Here is a 16,076-nt window from a genome sequence, read left to right as displayed (position 1 = left end):
TCCGCCTGGCTTCAGCCGGCGATCCGGAGGTGGTCCGGCGCCAGCCCCTGCCGCTGGCGCTGCCACATCGCATCGAAGGCCGACTCGAGGCGCCGCGCGAAGCGTTCCGAGTCGAACAGCGGCGAGCAGGTCCGCAGCTGCGCCAGCCGCTGGCGCAGGTCGGCCAGGCGCAGCGGCGAGGTCGCCAGTTCGATCGCCAGGCGTTCGTAGGCCGCCACGTCGCGTGTCACGAGTTCGGGCAGGCCGACGGCCGCCAGCAGGCTGGCACCGACGCGCGATGCGAAGGTGGTGCCGGCCAGCGTCAGCACCGGCAGGCCGCCCCAGAGCGCATCGCAGCAGGTCGTGTGGGCGTTGTAGTGGAAGGTGTCCAGGAACAGGTCGGCATGCCGGTGGCGCGCCAGGTGGTCGGCCAGCGGCATGCGCTCGGCCCAGACCAGGCGCTGCGGGTCTACGCCGCGCAGCGCCGCTTCGGCGCCGAGCGCGCGCTGCGCCTCGGCGTTGCTCTTCAGCAGCCACAGCACGCTGCGGGGCACTTCGCGCAGCAGCCGCATCCAGACGTCGAACACGTCGGGCGTGATCTTGTGGTTGCTGTTGAAGCAGGCGAACACCGCCGCTTCCGGCGGCAGGCCCATCTCGGCGCGGCCGCCGGGGGCGCTGCCGATCGCCTTGGTGTCGTCGTTGGGGAAATAGCTGTCCGGCAGCCACGCCACCTTTTCGGCGTAGTGGCCGACGTCGTCTTCGGGGATGACGGTGGCATCGGCCAGGATGTAGTCCATGTAGTCGCAGCCCATCGACCCCGGAAATCCGAGGTAGTTGACCTGCACCGGCGCCGCACGGCCGGCGAAGATGCTGGGGCGGCCGCCTTCGCTGAAGCCGTTCAGGTCCACCGCGATGTCGATGCCGGCGCCGCGCGCCAGCGCCGCGATCTCGGCGTCGCTGCGGGCGGCGACGTTGCTGAAGTGCTCCAGCGCCGCCGCGACCCGGGCGCCCACGGCGTCCATCGGGTGCGAACCGAGCGCGAAGCCGAAGGTCTCGAAGCGTTCCCGGTCGTGGCATTCGAGCACCCGGGCGATCAGCTGCGACATCGGATGGTTGCGGAAGTCGGAGGAGAAATACCCGATCCGCAACCTGCGCGCCGGATCGCGCGGGAGCGCGGGCGCCGCCGCCGGCTGCGACGGATAAAGATCCCGGGCATAGGTGCGGGCGCACTGCAGCAGCGTGGCGGCGCTGGCGGGCATCGGCATCAGGGTGAAGGGCGTCGCGGCCTTGTCGCCGGCCTCGACACGGGCCACCACCCGCTCCACCTGCTGCGCCCAGCCTTGCCACTGGCACACGGCCATGGCGGCGTGCAGCCGGTGGCCGGCGAGGTAGTCCCACTGCGGCGCCAGCCGGGCGACCCGGTCGTAGCTCGCCAACGCCTCGGCCGGCCGCTTGAGCAATGTCAGCGTGGTGGCCTGGTTCATCCAGGCCGGCACGTCCTCGGGCGCGAGCGACAGGGCCCGCCGGTAGCTTTCGAGCGCCTCGGCGCCGCGGCCGAGTTCGGTCAGCGCGGCGCCGCGGTCGGTCCAGTCGTCGACGCGCAGGGGATCGAGCGCCAGGGCGCGGTCGTAGTGCGGCAGCGCGTCGCCGAACCGGTGCAGGGCGGCCAGCGTGCCGGCCAGGTTGGATTGCAGTTCGGGGATCTGCGCGTTCAGGCGCTCGGCGCGGCGGAAGGCGTCCAGCGCCTGGTCGTGCGCCGACAGGGCACCATAGGCGACGCCCAGTTCGTGCAGGCCCTCGAAATACGGGCCCGCGAGCTTGAGCGAGCGGGCGAAGGCGGCGGCGGCCTCGACCGGCCGGTCGCGCTGGGCCTGGACGCGCCCGAGGTAGAACAGGGCCTCGGCGGAACATCCGGGGAGCGCGGCCGCCTTCTGCAGGAAATCCTCGCAGTCCGCCAGGTCCTGGCGGTTGCCGCAGATGTAGGCCAGCAGTTCGTAGGCCTTGGCTTGGCGGGGATCGCGCTCGATGGCTTGGCGCAGCAGGGTCTCCGCCAGTGCGACCTGGCCGGCACGGAAGTGGCGCTCGGCCTGGGCCACCAGTTGCATCTGCGGATCCTGCAGATCGTCAGGGCGTTCCGCCTTGCTTGGGCTTCGGCTCCGCCACCGGCGGCGGCGCGCCGGTGCCGGGTGCGCGGACCCGCTGGCAGATCATCCGGCCGGTCTGACGGTCCCAGTGGCAGGCCCGATTGGACTTCGGCGCCGGGGTCGAAGGCTCCGCCGACCAGGCAAGGCCAGCGAAGACGACGGCACCGAAAAGGAGGAGTGGTTGGAGGTGCTTCACGCCGGCAGCTTACTGCAGCCCTCGCGACTCGCCTCATCATTTCTTGGGAGGCGCCGCATCAGGCCCTGCGGATGCCGCCGTCACGCGCTGGCTCGGGGCGCGGCGCCCGCTTCGCCGGCTTTCTCGGCCCCAACTGAACGAGGCTCACCGCCGTCGGCAGGGGTGTCTCGAGGATCCGGGCCATGCGCCGCGCGAAGCGCTCGCAGCCGGCGTCGAACTCGGCGACGGCCTGGAGGTATTCGCGGCGGGCGGACTTGCTGCTCATGACCGCAAAGGTAGCGCAAAAGCTCGACCCTCGCCGCATTCATTCCGAAGCAAAATGTCACCGGCCCGTGCCACCCACTCTTGAAGGGGATCGACGTGAAGAACGAGATGTCGCTCGCGCAGTTGCGTGGCCAGTTCATCGCCGGCAACGTCCTGCTGGAAAGCCTGCTGCAGGCATTGCCGGTGGAAACGCTGCGCACGCTGTACGCGCGGCACGAGACCAACGCCCGCGAGGTCGCGGAAGCCCTCCGGCGTGCGAACCGCTCGCAAGAGGAACTGGACGCCTACAACGACTTCAGCTTGAACAACCAGGTCGTGATCGGGCGCATCTGGCGAAACTCCGCCTAGTGGTTCAGCCGATCACTTCGGGCCATTCGGTGTGGAAGAACCGGCCTTCGGGCTGGTCGGTGCGCTCGTAGGTGTGGGCGCCGAAGAAGTCGCGCTGCGCCTGCAGCAGGTTCGCCGGCAGCCGCTCGGTGCGGTAGCTGTCGTAGTAGGCCAGCGAGGCGCTGAACGCCGGCACCGGGATGCCGTTGCCCACCGCCAGCGCGACCACTTCGCGCCAGTTCTGCTGGGTCCGGTTCAGCAGGTCCTTGAAGAAGGGGTCGAGCATCAGGTTGCCGAGCGCGGGGTCGGTGCGAAAGGCGTCGGTGATGCGGTTCAGGAAGCGCGCCCGGATGATGCAGCCGCCGCGCCAGATCGCCGCGATGCGGCCCAGGTCGAGGCCCCAGGCCTTCTTGTCGCCCATGGTCTTGATGAGATCGAAGCCCTGGGTGTAGCTGATGACCTTCGACGCATAGAGGGCGTCGTGGACCTTGGCCACCAGCGCCTGCTTGTCGATCGACAGCGCGATCTTCGGGCCCTGCAGCAGCCGGCTGGCCGCCACGCGCTGCTTCTTCTGCGACGACAGCACCCGCGCCTCGACGGCGGCGTTGATGGTGCTGATGACCACCGCGTTCTCGGCCGCGTTGATCAGCGTCCACTGGCCGGTGCCCTTCTGGCCGGCCTTGTCGAGGATGACGTCGACGATCGGCTGGCCGGTCTGCGGATCTTTCTGTTGGAGCGCCTTGGCGGTGATCTGGATCAGGTAGCTCTGCAGCTCGCCCTCGTTCCATTCGTCGAAGATCGCGGCCATCTCGTCGGTCGTGAAGCCGGCCGCCTTGAACAGGCTGTAGGCCTCGCAGATGAGTTGCATGTCGCCGTACTCGATGCCGTTGTGGACCATCTTGACGTAGTGCCCGGCGCCGCCCGGCCCGATGTGGATCACGCAGGGTTCGCCGTCCACCTTGGCCGCGATGCTCTCGAAGATCGGCTTCATCACTTCCCAGGTGGAGAGCGGTCCGCCCGGCATGATCGAAGGCCCCTTGCGGGCCCCTTCCTCGCCGCCCGAGACGCCGGCGCCGATGAAGCGCAGGCCCTTGCTCGCCAGGTAGGCGTCGCGGCGCTCGGTATCGGTGTAGAGGCTGTTGCCGCCGTCGATGACGATGTCGTCCTTGTCGAGCAGCGGGATGAGCTGCTCGATCACCTGGTCGACCGGCGCGCCGGCCTTCACCATGATCTGGATCTTGCGCGGCCGGGCCAGGCTCTGGACGAAGTCCTCGAGCGTCTTGGCGCCCACCAGCTTCTTGCCGGGGTTGGCGGCGACGAAGGCCTCGGTGGTGGCCTCGGTGCGGTTGTAGACGCTGACCTGGAAGCCATGGCTTTCCACGTTCAGCACTAGGTTCTGGCCCATGACGGCCAGGCCGATCAATCCGAAATCGCTTTTTTCGTTCATTGGGGGATTCTCGGGGGCTGGTGGAAAGTGTGCTTGGGGGGCAATTGATACAGATTGTGCGTACGCCTCGGCGGGAGAAGGCCCGGGACGACCGTCCACCATAATGTGCGGGCCCGGCTGCAACGGCCAAGTATTGTTAGGTGCCCGCAAGTTGAACCAGATCGTCGAAGACCGCGATATCCCCAATGAAATCAATGGGATAGCGCCCAAAGGCATGTCCGCGAAAGCGCCCGCGAAGCCTGACCTTTCCGGCCACACGCCCATGATGGCGCAGTACCTCGGCCTCAAGGCCGACCACCCGGACACCCTCCTCTTCTACCGGATGGGCGACTTCTACGAGCTGTTCTACGCCGACGCCGAGAAGGCCGCCCGGCTGCTCGACATCACGCTGACCCAGCGCGGCCAGTCGGCCGGCCAGCCGGTCGTGATGTGCGGCGTGCCTTTTCACGCCGTCGACACCTACCTCGGCCGGCTGATCAAGCTGGGCGAATCGGTCGCCATCTGCGAACAGGTCGGCGAAGTCGGGGCCAGCAAGGGCCCGGTCGAGCGCAAGGTGGTGCGGGTCGTCACGCCCGGCACGCTGACCGACGCCGAACTGCTCAACGACAAGAGCGAATCGCTGCTGCTGGCCGTGCATGCGGGCGCGCGCAATTTCTGCGGCCTGGCCTGGCTCAGCGTCACCGGGGCCGAGCTGCGGCTGGCCGAATGCCCGTCCGACGCCCTCGAAGCCTGGATCGCGCGGATCGCGCCCAGCGAACTGCTCTACAGCGCCGAGGTGACGCCCGCCTTCGAGCAGCGCCTCAAGGCGGCGCGCAGCGCCACCCCCTTCACGCTGTCGCTGCGGCCGGCCTGGCAGTTCGACGGCGGCCTCGGCGAGCGCAAGCTGTGCGAACAGATGGGCAGCACCAACCTGGCGGCCTGGAATGCCGAATCGCTCGCCAACGCGCACGCCGCCGCCGCCGCGCTGCTGGGCTATGCCGAGCACACCCAGGGCCGGGCGCTGGCCCACGTGCAGCGGCTCGCGGTCGAGCGCGACGGCGAACTGATCGAGCTGCCGCCGACCACCCGGCGCAACCTCGAACTGGTCCAGACCCTGCGCGGCGAAGAGTCGCCGACCCTGTTCTCGCTGCTCGACACCTGCATGACCGGGATGGGCAGCCGGCTGCTCAAGCGCTGGCTGCTGGCGCCCCGGCGCGACCGCGGCGCGGCCCAGTCCCGGCTCGAAGCGATCGCCGCGCTGCAGGCGCCGCCGCCCGGCGGCACCGCGGTACCCTGGCGCACCCTGCGCGACCAGCTCAAGAACACCAGCGACGTCGAACGCATCGCGGCCCGCATCTCGCTCAGGCAGGTGCGCCCGCGCGAGCTGCTGGCCCTGCGCATGGCGCTGGCCAAGGCCGAGCAGCTGGCGCCCGCGCTGCCCGCTGCGGCCGCGCTGCTGGCGCAGCTGGCCGACCAGCTGGCGCCACCCGCCGGCTGCGCCGAACTGCTGGTCGCCGCGATCATCCCGGAGCCATCGGCCCTGGTGCGCGACGGCGGCGTGATCGCCAGCGGCCACGACGCCGAGCTCGACGAGCTGCGCGCCATCAGCGAGAACTGCGACGACTTCCTGCTCCAGCTCGAGGCCAGCGAGCGCGAGCGCACCGGCATCAGCAACCTGCGGGTGCAGTTCAATCGCGTGCATGGCTTCTACATCGAGGTCACGCAGAGCGCGCTGGCCAAGGTGCCCGACAACTACCGCCGGCGCCAGACGCTGAAGAACGCCGAGCGCTTCATCACGCCCGAGCTCAAGGCCTTCGAGGACAAGGCCCTGTCGGCGCAGGACCGCGCCCTGGCGCGCGAGAAGTGGCTGTACGAGCAGCTGCTCGACGCCCTGCAGCCCTCGGTGGCCGCGCTGGCCCGGCTGGCCGGCGCGATCGCCACGCTCGACGCCCTCTGCGCGCTGGCCGAGCGCTCGCATGCGCTGCACTGGCGCGCGCCCAGCTTCGTCGCCCATCCCTGTATCGAGATCGAGCAGGGTCGCCATCCAGTGGTCGAGGCCCGGTTGGCCGAAAAATCATCGGGCGCGTTCATCGCCAACGACACCCGCCTGGGTCCCCAGCAGCGCATGCAGGTCATCACCGGCCCCAACATGGGCGGCAAGTCGACCTACATGCGGCAGGTAGCGATCATCGTGCTGCTGGCGTCCATCGGCTCGCACGTGCCGGCCGCGGCCTGCCGGCTCGGGCCGATCGACGCCATCCACACCCGCATCGGCGCGGCCGACGACCTGGCCAACGCGCAGTCGACCTTCATGCTCGAGATGACCGAGGCGGCGCAGATCCTGCACGGCGCCACCGCCCATTCGCTGGTGCTGATGGACGAGATCGGCCGCGGCACCAGCACCTTCGACGGGCTGGCGCTGGCCGCCGGCATCGCCGCCCAGCTGCACGACCGCACGCGCGCCTTCACCCTCTTCGCGACCCACTATTTCGAGCTCACCGAATTCCCGGCCACGCACCACGGGGCGGTCAACATGCACGTGAGCGCCACCGAGGCCGGCCGCGACATCGTGTTCCTGCACGAGATGCAGCCCGGCCCGGCGAGCAAGAGCTACGGGATCCAGGTGGCGCGGCTGGCCGGCATGCCGGCGGCTGTGGTCAACCACGCGCGGCAGGCGCTGGAGGCGCTGGAATCGCAGCAGACCCAGACCCGCGCCCAGGTCGACCTGTTCGCGCCGCCGCCGGCGGCCGAGGCGCCGCTGGCGAGCGCCGTAGAATCCGCGCTGAGTGCGATCGACCCCGACGCGATGAGCCCGCGCGAAGCGCTCGAGGCCCTCTACACACTGAAGAAACTCCAGACGCGCGAGCAGGGCTGATGGCTCGATTCGTGCAAGAAGAACTCATGACCTACTGCGTCGGCATCAAACTCAACGCCGGACTGGTGTTCCTGTCCGATTCGCGCACCAATGCGGGCGTGGACCACATCAGCACCTTCCGCAAGATGATCGTCTACGAGCAGCCCGGCGACCGCGTCATGGTGCTGCTGTCGGCCGGCAACCTGAGCATCTCGCAGTCGGTGCGCGAGATCCTCCAGATCGAAGAGCTGCGCGAAACCAAGGAGAACGGCGAGGAAAGCCCGCCGATCACCATCTGGAACGCCAAGAGCATGTTCGACGCCGCCCGCGTGCTCGGCTCGGCCGTGCGCCACGTCTACGACCGCGACGCCGAGGCGCTCAAGCATGCCGGGCTGGACTTCAACGTCTCCTTCGTCTTCGGCGGCCAGGTCAAGGGCGAGGGCATGCGCCTGTTCCTGGTCTACGCCGCCGGCAATTTCATCGAGGCGACCACCGAGACGCCCTACTTCCAGGTCGGCGAATCGAAATACGGCAAGCCGGTGCTCGACCGCGTGCTGACGCCCGAGACCCCGCTCGACGAAGCCGCCAAGTGCGCGCTGGTGTCGATGGACTCGACCATGAAGTCGAACCTGTCGGTCGGCCTGCCGCTCGACCTGGTGGTGTACGAGGCCAACACCCTGCGCACCGACAAGGTGATCTGCATCGACGCCGACAACCCCTACTACCGGATGATGCACAACAGCTGGGGCCAGAAGCTGCGCGAGGTATTCGACAGCATCGAGGACCCGGTCTGGGACGACGCCTACACCGAGCATCCGCTGAAGATGCCCGCCACGCGGCACAGCCCGCTGCGCAAGATCTCGACGCCCGAAGAAAAGCTGATCTGACCGTGCCCGGCGCCGCCCGCCGGCGCCCCTTTGCCATGCTCCCTCCAGTCATCTTCTCGCACGGGAACAGCTTTCCCGCGAGCACCTATCGCGTGATGCTCGACAGCCTGCGCAATCGCGGGTTCGACATCGATGCGGTCGAGAAATTCGGCCACGACCCCAAGTACCCGGTCACCGACAACTGGCCGCACCTGGTGCAGCAGCTGGCGGACTTCGCCCAGGCGCGGGCCGACCGGGCCGGCGCGCCGGTGCTGCTGGTCGGCCATTCGCTCGGCGGCTTCCTGAGCCTGATGTGCGCAGCGCGGCATCCGGCGCTGGCCCGCGGCGTGGTGCTGCTCGACTCGCCGCTGATCGGCGGCTGGCGCGCCGGCACGATCAACCTCATGAAGCGCACGCCGCTGATGAAGAGCGTGTCCCCGGGCACCATCAGCCGCAAGCGCAGGAACACCTGGGCGCACAGCGAGGCGGTGTTCGAGCATTTCCGCAGCAAGAAGGCCTTCGCCAAGTGGGACGAGCGCGTGCTGCGCGACTACATCGAGCACGGCACCTTTGACGTCGACGATGCGCGGGCCCTGAGTTTCGATCGCGACGTCGAGACCGCGATCTACGACACCCTCCCGCACAACCTGGGCGCCCTGCTGCGCGCCCATCCGCTCAAGTGCCGCGCGGCCTTCGTCGGCGGCCGCCAGTCGGTCGAGATGAAGCGCGTCGGCATGGCGATGACCCAGCAGGTCACCAAGGGCCGGATCATGATGCTCGACGGCACCCACCTGTTCCCGATGGAAAAACCGATCGCCACCGCCGCGGCGGTCGAGGCGGCACTGCGCAACCTGCTGGCCTAGCCGCCTTCGGGCGGCGGCCGGCGATCAGTCGGCCCAGGTGACGACCCCGCTCCACGCGGTTGCCAGCACCACGATCCCGAAGGCGATCCGGTACCAGGCGAAGGGCACGAAGTCGTGGGTGCTGATGTAGCGCAGCAGCCAGCGCACGCACAGCCAGGCGCTCAGGAACGAGAACACCAGGCCGACCGCGAACAGCGGAATGTCGGCCACCGACAGCAGCGCGCGCTCCTTGTAGAGGCTGTAGGCGCCGGCGCCGATCAGGGTCGGGATCGCGAGGAAGAAGGAGAAGTCGGTCGCCGCCTTGCGCGACAGCCCGAGCAGCATGCCGCCGATGATGGTCGCGCCGCTGCGGCTGGTGCCGGGGATCATCGCGAAGCACTGCACCAGGCCGACCTTGAGCGCATCCCAGGGCGTCATGTCGTCGACGTTCTCGATCCGAACCGAGCCCGGCGGACGCCGCTCGGCCCACAGGATGATGAAGCCGCCGAGGATGAAGGTGCTCGCCACCACGGTCGGCGTGAACAGGTGGGCCTTGATCGCCTTGCCGAACAGCAGGCCCAGCACCACCGCCGGCAGGAAGGCGATCAGCACGTTGAGCACGAAGCGCCGCGCCTTCGGCTGGCGCGGCAGCGCGACGATGGTCGAATGGATCTTGTGCCAGAAGACCAGCACCACCGCGAAGATGGCACCGGTCTGGATCGCGATGTCGAAGACCTTGGCCTTGTCGTCGTCGAAGCCGAGCAGCGAGCCGGCGAGGATCAGGTGGCCGGTCGACGAGATCGGAAGAAATTCGGTCAGGCCCTCGACGATGCCCATGATGGCGGCCTTGGCCAGCAAAACGATATCCACGCGCGCTCCTTGAAAGAGCGTCGATTATCGCGATCGCGGCGGTCAGGTTGGGTTCAGGTCAGCAAGGCGAGATGACACGCACCACCACCTCGCGGTGGTCCCGGAAGCCCATCCGCTGGTAGAGCCCGTGGGCGCCCTGGTTGTCGCGCATGACATGCAGGAACGGCGTCTCGCCGCGCTGCAGCTGGCGGCGGATCAACTTCGCGGCCAGCCGGCGCGCCAGCCCGCGCCCCTGGAAGTCGGGATGGGTGCAGATGCCGCTGATCTCGCGCAGCGTGCCGGCGCACATGCGTTCGCCGGCCATGGCGATCAGGCGCTCGCCCTCGAAGCAGCCGAAGTAGTCGCCGAGCTCGGGTGTCCGCGGGCCGAAGGGGCCGGGGCGGGTCAGCGTGGCGAGTTCGACCGCCTGCGCCGCATGCTCCGGCCGCAAGGGCCTGGCGTCGAGGGCCGGATCCTCGTCCGGCAGCGCGCCCTGCCACACCATCCTGAACATGGTCGCGTCCAGATCGATCCGCCAGCCCGCAGGTGCGCTGCCCGACCAGTCCATGCAGTAGAAATGATCGCCGGGCGCGCAGAACGGCGTGAGGTCGTCGAGCGCGGGCTGCGCGGCATTGGCGAAGCCGACGATCGGAGAAAAGCCGGGCGCATAGCGGCGGGCACGGTCGGTGCCGGTGGCGAAGCCGGCATGCGGGCCCGAGAGCGTGTTCCAGGCGATGTTGTCGAGCAGCGCGTTCATCACGACTCCAGTCGCCGCCGCAGGGCGCGCACCCCGCCGTCGACCGTGGTCAGCACCGGCAGCCCCGATGCCGCTACGCAGGCCGCCCGGGCGCGTGCCAGGCTGAACTGCGCCAACGCGATGCGGGTGCAGCCGCGCGCGCGCAGGGCCCGGGCCTGGGCGGCGACCAGCGCATCGTGGCGCTCGCCGTCGCCGGCATTCAGGGCCTCGAGGGCGCCCTCGGCCAGTGCCAGTTCGAGCGCTACGCCGGGCGGGAATTCGGCCGGCATCGATTCGAGCGTGGGCCCGAAGCTCGCGATCAGGCCCAGCGGGCCGGCGCCGGCCGCGGCCTCCTCGACCATCGCCTCGTTCGGCTTCAGCACCGGCATGCCAGCGTGGCGCCGCGCCACGGCCTCGATGCACGGACCGAAGGCCGAGCAGGTGAAGAGAATGCCCTGCGCGCCGCAGTCGACCGCGTACTGCGCCAGCCGCTGGAAGCGCTCGTGCATGGCTTCGTCGAGCCCGCGCCCGCCGCGAGCGAGGTCACCCGACAGGCTGTCGTCGAGCAGGTTCATGCGCAGGGCCTCGGGCCAGTCGCGCGCCAGCGCTTCGTTGATCGGCGCGACCGAATGCGCCAGGGCGTGGATGAGTGCGATACGGGTCATCGGCGGTGCTCAGGGGTCTTGGCGTTGAGCGGGGAGTTGGATGTTGATGTTCATCGGTGGAATGGGCGACATGAACCAGCGGTTGCAGAGCTTTTCCATCGCGCCCGATTTCATCATGCCACCGACCACCCGGTCCACAGCGCCCCCCTGCCGCCGCGGCTGCGCGGCGCCTGAGTCAGGACTTGGGCAACGCGGCCGCCGAGACCGGCTGCGGCGCCGGCGCCATCCACTCCGCATGCCACCCCCCGCCCAGCGACTGGATCAGCGTGACCGCCGCCACCTGCCGGTTGACCTGCACCTGCAGCAGCGCGCGCCGGCTGTTGAGCGCCGACACCTGCGCCACCACCACGCTGGTGTAGTCGATGGTGCCGGCGCGGTAGCGGTTCAGGAACTGCTGCTCGGTGCGGTCGGCCGCGGCCGAGCTCTGGCGGCGCAGGTCCTCCTGCTGCGCCAGGCTGCCGCCCGCAGTCAGTTGGTCCTCGACGCTCTGGAAGGCGGCCAGCACGGTCTGGCGGTAGCGCGCCACCGTGGCCTCGTGGCCGGCCTTGGCGGCATCGACGCTGGCGCCGATCGCACCGCCGTCGAACACCACCTGGGCGACCGACAGGCCGAGCGACCACAGCGTGTTGGAGGCATTGAACAGGTCGCCGATGCGCGATGCGCTGCTGCTGATGCCACCGCTCAGGCTGAAGTTCGGGTAGTAGGCCGAGCGGGCGATGCCGATCTGCGCGTTCGCCGCCGCCACCTGCCGCTCGGCCGCCGCGATGTCGGGCCGGCGCTCGAGCAGGGTCGAGGGCAGCTCGGCCGGCACGCCGGGCACCGTCATCTTCCACTCGGCCACCGGCAGGCTGAAGTCGGCCGGCGCGACCCCGACCAGCACCGCGATCGCATGCTCGAGCGCATCGCGGTTGCGCTTCAGCGCCGCGCGCTCGGCCTGGGTATTGGCATACAGCGTCTCGGCCTGCAGCACGTCGCTCTGGGCGGCGATGCTGGCGGCATAGCGGTTGCGCGTGATCTGGAGGCTGCGCTGGTAGCCCTCGAGCGTGTCGTCGAGGATCTGCAGTTCGGCATCGGCTTCGCGCAGCGAGAAGTAGTTGGTGGTCAGGTCGCCCACGGCCGACAGCCGCGCCGCCGCCAGGTCGGCCTCGCTGGCCTGTGCGTTGGCCTGCGCGCTGTCGACCGCCTGGCGCAGGCGGCCCCAGACGTCCGGCTGCCAGTCGACGCCCAGCGCGGCCGCGGAGGCGGTGGCGGCCGAGATGTCGCGGCCCCCGGTACGGCGCGCGCTGCCGTCGAGCGTGACCTGCGGGAACAGCGCGGCGCGCTGGCCGCGCACCAGTGCCTGGGCCTGCGCATGGTTGGCGACCGCGGCGGCAATGTTCTGGTTCGAGATCTGGACGCGCGCCGCCAGGTCGTCGAGCGTGGCGTCGCCGAAAAGCTTCCACCATTCGCCGCGGTCGAAGGCATCGGCCGGGGCCGCGGGTTGCCAGCCGGCGGCGGCCGGGGCCGACCTCCAGGCCGCCGGCGCCGCCACCGGCGGCCGTTCGTAGGTCGGGCCGACGGCGCAGCCGGCCAGCAGCGCCACCAAAGCCAGTGCCAGGGGAAGGCGGGGGAAGGAACGTGTAGCTGCAATCATGGATTCAAGGCGATATCGGGCGTGCCGGGCGGGGAGGAATCGGCATCGCGGCTCAGGGACTTTTCGTTGGCGGGCCGCCGGCGCAGCTTGTCGAGCAACACGTAGACGACCGGCGTGGTCAGGAGGGTCAGCAGCTGGCTGGCGATCAGGCCGCCGATGATCGCGACGCCCAGCGGCTGGCGAAGCTCCGAGCCCAGCCCGAAGCCGATCGCCAGCGGCAGCGCACCGAGGGCGGCCGCCAGCGTGGTCATCAGGATCGGTCGGAAGCGCAGCAGGCAGGCCTCGCGCACCGCTTCCACGGCGCTGAGACCACGCGAGCGTTCGGCCTCGAGCGCGAAGTCGATGATCAGGATCGCGTTCTTCTTGACGATGCCGATCAAGAGGAAGACGCCGATCAGCGCGATGATCGAGAACTCCATGCGGAACATCAGGAGCGCCAGCACCGCGCCGACCCCGGCCGAGGGCAGCGTGGTCAGCACGGTGATCGGATGCACCAGGCTTTCGTAGAGCACGCCGAGCACGATGTAGATCACGACCAGCGCCGCGACGATCAGGAACCACTGCTGGCCCTGCGACTGCTGGGCCGCCAGCGCCGTGCCCTGGAAGCTGCCGCGCACGTTGATCGGCATCGCGATGTCGGCCTCGGCCTGGGCCACGATGCGCTTGGCGTCCGACAGGCTGACGCCGTCGGCCAGGCTGAACGAGACCGTGCTCGCGAGCTCGGTGTCCTGGTGGTCGATCGAGGTCGGCACCGCCCGCTCGCTGAGCTTGGCGAAGGCCGACAGCGGCACCATGAGCGTGGTGTCGGTGGCGATCTGCTGCCCGGTGGAAGCGGTGCGGAGGGCCGGATTGGCCGACACCGTGGTCGAGGTGCCGGTGTTGGCGTCGGTCGTGTTCTTGATCGAACTGGTGATCGACTGGCCGTTGGCGTCGGTGCTGGTCTGCAAGGTCGAGGGCACGTACAGGTCCTTCAGCACGATCGGCGAGCGCTGGAAGCGCGGCGCCCATTCCATCACCACCGAGTACTGGTTGAGCTCGTCGTAGATGGTCGCCACCGATCGCTGGCCGAAGGCGTTGTAGAGCGCGCTGTCGACGGCCGACGAGCTCACGCCGAGGCGGGCGGCGGCATCGCGGTCGACGTCGACGAAGGTCTCGACGCCGTTGTCCGCATCGTCGCTGTCGACGTCGGTGAGCGCGGTCTCTTCGCGCAGCCGGTTGGCGAGCTTGGTCGACCAGGCGCGCAGGTCGCCCAGGTTGTCGCTCTTGAGCGTGTACTGGTAGCTCGAGTTGCTCGAGCGTCCGCCCATGCGCAGGTCCTGCACCGGGCTCAGGAACACGCGCAGCCCGGTCAGCTGGTTGAGCTGGGGGCGCAGGCGGTCGATCACCGCCTGGGTCTTTTCGCTGCGCTGCGACACCGGCTTGAGGTTGACGAACATGAAGCCGCCGCCCGAACGCCCGCCGCCCGAGAAGCCGACCACGGTGTCGACCGCCGGGTCCTTGCGGATGATGTCCACCGCCTGGCGCAGCTTGTCGGCGATGGCCGCCGACGAAATGCTCTGGTCGGCACGCAGCCCGGCGTTGAGCTGGCCGTTGTCCTGCTGCGGGAAGTAGCCCTTCGGAATGGCGTTGAACAGGTAGACGTTGAGGCCGATCACCGCCAGCAGCACCACCACGACCACGCCCTTGCTGGCCAGGGCCCAGTCGAGGCTGTGGGCGTACGTGCGCAGCGTGCCGTTCCAGGCCCGCTCGGCCTGCCGGCCGAACCAGGCGCGCAGGCGCCCGGGCGGCTTGCCTTTGGCTTCATCGGCCTCGCTGCGCAGCAGCATGGCGCACAGCATCGGCGTGGTGGTGAGCGAGATCACCAGCGAGATCAGCACCGAGGCCGACAGCGTGACCGCGAACTCGCGGAACAGCCGGCCGACCTGCCCGCCCATGAACAGCAGCGGGATGAACACCGCCACCAGCGACAGGCTGATCGACAGCACCGTGAAGCCGACCTCGCGGGCGCCGCGCAGCGCGGCCTCGACGCGGTTCATGCCGGCCTCGACATGGCGGGTGGTGTTCTCGAGCACCACGATCGCATCGTCGACGACGAAGCCGGTGGCGACCGTGAGCGCCATCAGGCTCAGGTTGTTGAGGCTGTAGCCCAGCAGGTACATGATGCCGAAGGTGCCGAGCAGCGAGACCACGGTCGCCACCGCCGGCACGATGGTGGCGCGCGCCTTGCGCAGGAACAGGCCGACCACCAGCACGACCAGCGCCACCGAGATCATCAGCGTGATCTCGATCTCGCGCAGCGAGGCGCGGATGGTGTTGGTGCGGTCGGACGCCACCTGGACGTCGATGTCCTGCGGCAGCTGCGCGCGCAGCTCGGGCAGCAGCTGGCGCACGCCGTCGACGGTCTCGATGATGTTGGCGCCGGGCGACTGCGTCACCAGCACGATCACCGCGGGTTCGCCGTTGAACAGGCCCAGCGTGCGCGTGTTCTCGACGCTGTCGACCACGCGGGCGACGTCGCCCAGGCGCACTGCAGCGTTGTTGCGCCAGGCGATCACCATGTCGCGGTACTCGGCGGCATAGCGCCCCGGCGCCGGCGTGTAGATCTGCAGCCGGCGGTCGGCGGTCTCGATCGCGCCCTTGGGCCGGTTGGCGTTGTTGGCCTGGATCGCGGCGCGCACGTCCTCGGTGCTGATGCCGAAGCGGTTCAGCGCGAAGGGCTCTAGCTCGACCCGCACCGCGGGCAGCGAACCGCCGCCGATCTCGACCTCGCCGACGCCCTCGACCTGCGACAGCCGCTGGCTCACGATGTTCGAGACCGCCTCGTAGATCTGGCCCGGCGTGCGGGTCTTCGAGGTCAGCGCCAGGATCACGACCGGGGCCGCGGTCGGGTTGCGCTTGCGGTAGGTCGGGTTGCTGCGCAGCGTGGCCGGCAGGTCGGCGCGGGCGGCGTTGATCGCCGCCTGAACCTCGCGCGCGGCACTGTCGATGTTGCGGCTCAGGTCGAACTGCAGCGTGACCCGGGCCGAGCCGTTGGAGCTGGTCGAGGTCAGTTCGTTGACCCCGGGGATGATGCCCAGCCTGCGCTCCAGCGGCGTGGCGACGCTGGAGGCCATGGTGCTCGGGCTGGCGCCCGCCAGGCTGGCTTGCACCGAAATGGTCGGGTAGTCGACTTGCGGCAGCGGCGAGACCGGCAGCACGAAGAAGGCGACGATGCCGGCCAGCGCGATGCCGATGGTCAGCAGCATCGTGGCGATGGGGCGCTCTACGAAGGGCTTGGAGAGGTTCATACGAAGAA

General features: G+C 69.5%; 12 protein-coding genes. 4 read left to right on the top strand and 8 right to left on the bottom strand.

Translation table 11 applies throughout. The features are described 5' to 3' along the window. Positions 1-11 precede the first annotated feature (11 nt). Together QTI33_RS01655 and QTI33_RS01650 are read right to left on the bottom strand one after the other, a co-directional pair. Positions 12-2,084: an O-linked N-acetylglucosamine transferase, SPINDLY family protein gene (locus QTI33_RS01655; protein ID WP_286504001.1), complete on the bottom strand. Its 2,073-nt coding sequence runs from the start codon at positions 2,082-2,084 to the stop codon at positions 12-14. A 293-nt stretch (positions 2,085-2,377) separates the two neighbouring features. Next, positions 2,378-2,584: a hypothetical protein gene (locus tag QTI33_RS01650; RefSeq protein ID WP_286504000.1), complete on the bottom strand. Its 207-nt coding sequence runs from the start codon at positions 2,582-2,584 to the stop codon at positions 2,378-2,380. Between the two features lie 95 nt (positions 2,585-2,679). On the opposite strand from QTI33_RS01650, the gene QTI33_RS01645 reads away from it, so the two are divergent. Then, complete coding sequence (locus QTI33_RS01645; protein WP_286503998.1) at positions 2,680-2,931, top strand: hypothetical protein; 252 nt, start codon at positions 2,680-2,682, stop codon at positions 2,929-2,931. Positions 2,932-2,935: 4 nt separating this feature from the next. On the opposite strand, the gene gnd is transcribed toward QTI33_RS01645, so the two are convergent. Further along, complete coding sequence (gene gnd / locus QTI33_RS01640; protein ID WP_286503996.1) at positions 2,936-4,357, bottom strand: decarboxylating NADP(+)-dependent phosphogluconate dehydrogenase; 1,422 nt, start codon at positions 4,355-4,357, stop codon at positions 2,936-2,938. Positions 4,358-4,571: 214 nt separating this feature from the next. Here gnd and mutS point away from each other — a divergent pair, with 214 nt between their 5' ends. Genes mutS through QTI33_RS01625 form a run of 3 tightly spaced genes read left to right on the top strand, consistent with a single transcriptional unit; the run spans position 4,572 to position 8,919 of the window. After that, positions 4,572-7,211: a DNA mismatch repair protein MutS gene (gene mutS / locus QTI33_RS01635; protein ID WP_286503994.1), complete on the top strand. Its 2,640-nt coding sequence runs from the start codon at positions 4,572-4,574 to the stop codon at positions 7,209-7,211. A 26-nt stretch (positions 7,212-7,237) separates the two neighbouring features. After that, on the top strand, positions 7,238-8,077 hold the full coding sequence (locus tag QTI33_RS01630) for a proteasome-type protease (RefSeq protein ID WP_286504528.1): 840 nt from the start codon (positions 7,238-7,240) through the stop codon (positions 8,075-8,077). Positions 8,078-8,112: 35 nt separating this feature from the next. After that, positions 8,113-8,919: an alpha/beta hydrolase gene (locus QTI33_RS01625; protein WP_286503992.1), complete on the top strand. Its 807-nt coding sequence runs from the start codon at positions 8,113-8,115 to the stop codon at positions 8,917-8,919. A gap of 24 nt (positions 8,920-8,943) precedes the next feature. Here QTI33_RS01625 and QTI33_RS01620 read toward each other — a convergent pair whose 3' ends face one another. The 5 genes from QTI33_RS01620 to QTI33_RS01595 form a co-directional block, all read right to left on the bottom strand. Beyond that, entirely contained in the window at positions 8,944-9,768 is an 825-nt protein-coding gene (locus tag QTI33_RS01620; RefSeq protein ID WP_286503990.1) for an undecaprenyl-diphosphate phosphatase, read from the bottom strand. Between the two features lie 58 nt (positions 9,769-9,826). Continuing rightward, a complete protein-coding gene (locus tag QTI33_RS01615; protein ID WP_286503988.1) occupies positions 9,827-10,504 on the bottom strand; it encodes a GNAT family N-acetyltransferase in 678 nt (225 codons plus the stop codon). After that, complete coding sequence (locus tag QTI33_RS01610; protein WP_286503986.1) at positions 10,504-11,148, bottom strand: aspartate/glutamate racemase family protein; 645 nt, start codon at positions 11,146-11,148, stop codon at positions 10,504-10,506. Before QTI33_RS01610 ends, QTI33_RS01615 begins: the two co-directional genes overlap by 1 nt. Positions 11,149-11,323: 175 nt before the next feature. Beyond that, entirely contained in the window at positions 11,324-12,781 is a 1,458-nt protein-coding gene (locus QTI33_RS01600) for an efflux transporter outer membrane subunit (RefSeq protein WP_286503984.1), read from the bottom strand. Beyond that, positions 12,778-16,068, bottom strand: coding sequence for an efflux RND transporter permease subunit (locus tag QTI33_RS01595; protein WP_286503982.1), 3,291 nt, complete (start codon positions 16,066-16,068; stop codon positions 12,778-12,780). The genes QTI33_RS01600 and QTI33_RS01595 overlap by 4 nt, the downstream gene beginning before the upstream one ends. Between the last annotated feature and the right edge of the window lie 8 nt (positions 16,069-16,076).

Origin of the sequence: Variovorax davisae, assembly GCF_030316845.1 — a bacterium.
Lineage (GTDB): Bacteria > Pseudomonadota > Gammaproteobacteria > Burkholderiales > Burkholderiaceae_C > Variovorax > Variovorax davisae.
The sequence above is the reverse complement of the archived record's forward strand: the minus strand, read 5'-3'. Positions and strand labels throughout refer to the sequence as shown.